The sequence below is a fragment of the Stenotrophomonas pictorum JCM 9942 genome (genome assembly GCF_001310775.1).
Taxonomy (GTDB): Bacteria; Pseudomonadota; Gammaproteobacteria; order Xanthomonadales; family Xanthomonadaceae; genus Stenotrophomonas; species Stenotrophomonas pictorum.
Genome location: NZ_BAZI01000418.1, coordinates 1 through 2,145, shown reverse-complemented (window position 1 = coordinate 2,145; position 2,145 = coordinate 1). Strand labels below are relative to the sequence as shown.

General features: G+C 66.7%; 2 protein-coding genes. Both read right to left on the bottom strand.

Translation table 11 applies throughout. From position 1 onward, the window contains the following. Positions 1-22: 22 nt before the first annotated feature. The gene (locus JCM9942_RS14490) at positions 23-808 is read right to left on the bottom strand and encodes a porin family protein (protein WP_054660540.1); all 786 of its coding nucleotides are present in this window, start codon (positions 806-808) and stop codon (positions 23-25) included. A 61-nt stretch (positions 809-869) separates the two neighbouring features. After that, positions 870-1,934 (bottom strand): linear amide C-N hydrolase, encoded by a 1,065-nt coding sequence (locus JCM9942_RS14485; protein ID WP_054660538.1) that lies wholly within the window; start codon positions 1,932-1,934, stop codon positions 870-872. Positions 1,935-2,145: the final 211 nt, after the last annotated feature.

The window sequence follows — 2,145 nt, the reverse complement described above, 5'->3', positions numbered from 1 at the left end:
TCGCCTTTTCGGGGCGCGTGCGTTACAGCGGCGCGCTTCGGCCCGCGCCGAACCGGTAGGTCACCCCCAGCATCGGTCCGGACAGGGCCACGTCCAGACGCTTGCCCTGGTCGCGGTAGTCCAGGCGCTGGTGGCGGTAACCCATCGACACGAACCACTGCTCGGTCGCCTGGTAGTTGGCCAGCGCCAGCACCTGCCAGGTGGCATCCGAGCCCAGTCCGAACCCACCGACATCCGCATAGGCCACGCTGCTCCAGCGCGGCGAGAGCATCTGGCGCCAGCGCACGCCGGCGATCGGGTCGACGAACGACGAATCCGAACGCGCCGAGAGCAGGCCCGGCACCTGCACCGCGGCGTTGATATCCCAGTAGCGGATGCCGGCCAGCAGATCGATGCCGGTACGCTCATCGGCCCTGACGGCATAGCCGGCGGTCAGCGTGGCCGAGGTCTGTCGCACCTTGACGTTGGCCGCCAGGCCCAGCGGCAGCGGCGTTGAATCGGAGGTGGCGGCATGGGTGAGATCGGCCTGCAGCACGACGTTGCCGCGGCGCGCGGTGCCGGTGATAAACGCGGCGGCGTCCAGGCTGTCCATCAGCTCGGAAAAGGACTTGTCCACCTCGGCCGTCGGCGCGCTGCGGAACGGGCGCACCTGGCCTTCCATGCCGCTCATCCACACATACGGGGTGGCCTGGAAACGCCAGCGGTCATCACCGGACGTCTCGGCCTGGGCCAGCGGCACAACGGCCGTCGTCAGCACGACCATTGCCAGCGACGCCGGCAGGTACTTGGGGTTGAATCGCGTGTGCATGGGAGCTCCGGGTGATGCCTGCCCGCGTGCCGGGCAGACGATCGATGTAGGCAAGCGGCGCTCAGACGCCGAGGAAACGGAACGGCTTGGTTTCCTTGAACTGCGCGTTGGCCTCGCCGGCATACAGGGTGCGTGCCTGCTGCCCCAGATCCAGCCGCCTGACCTTGCCGGTGCGCTCGTTGAAATCGATCTTCTTCAGATCCACCCAGAACACGTTGGGCGCCAGCGCGGACTCGAAGTAGTACAGCTTGCGGGTCTGGTCGGCCACGGTGCGCCAGCGCGTGGAGGAGATGTTGGGCTGGTCCGGCGTGGTGATGCCATAGGGCACCGAGACGTTGCGGATCACACTGAAAACGCTGGCGGTGGATTCCACCGGATCGGTGGATTTGGGAATGGCGTCGATATAGAACGCCGCACGCGCGAAGCGGTCCGCCGCGCGGTTGGTGCCCGGCAACATCACCGTACCGCCGATCTGCCGCCAGTAGCTTTCCAGCGCCAGCTGCTGCTCGAAGACCGGCGAGTTGGTCATCACCGTGTAGTCGCGGCTGTGGTGGATGACCTGCTTGCCCTTGATGTACTCGATGATGGCGCTGTCGCCACTGGCATCGGACAGTGACAGGTGCAGCGTGGCCAGGCGCTGCTCGCCGGGGGCGGCATCGCTGACCAGGGTGAACGGCTCGTCGGCCAGCGCCTTGACCGCTTCTTCCACGGTGGCGAAGTTGTCGAGCATGTACTGGGTCCACACCGAGATGCTCAGGCCGGGCTTGCCGCTGTCGCGCGCGGGGTATTCGGATTCGGCCAGCCACAGCAGGTTGGCGACCAGGCCCGCCTCGTTCATGCCGTCGGTGGTGGCGAAGTCGTAGGCGCTGGCGATGACGCTGCCGTGGCGCGAGGTCCACGTGAGCGTATTGGCGCCGGTCTCGCCGTTGCGCTGCATGCCGCGCGGAAACATCCACAGATGGGTGCCGGTATCGACCTTGTAGTCCATCGACCGGCCGGTGAAGACCTCATCGCCGGCACCGTGGTAGACGAAGCGGGTGCAGGCCGTTGCGGGGGGCGCCATGCCCAGCACGCCGACAACGAGCGTGGCACAGGCTGCCACGAGGGATCGCTTGACTGACTTCATGGACAGAGACTCCCTTTTTTGACCGTTGTGTTGACAGCAGACGGACAGATCCTAGCAACACTCCCCGGCAGCCCGAGAACACCGTTGGCAGCACCTTGCAGCAGCTGCGCCGCTGCTATGCTCGGCGCAGCCACGCCCGGCCGCCGATGTGATCGATCCCATGTCCGAATTTTCCGCCGCCTCCCCGACACTGCGCCTGCCGGCGTTCGCC

Bases quoted from the DNA above. Each gene is read 5' to 3' on its own strand.
- JCM9942_RS14490 (WP_054660540.1), bottom strand. From the start codon at position 808: ATGCACACGCGATTCAACCCCAAGTACCTGCCGGCGTCGCTGGCAATG.
- JCM9942_RS14485 (WP_054660538.1), bottom strand. From the start codon at position 1,934: ATGAAGTCAGTCAAGCGATCCCTCGTGGCAGCCTGTGCCACGCTCGTT.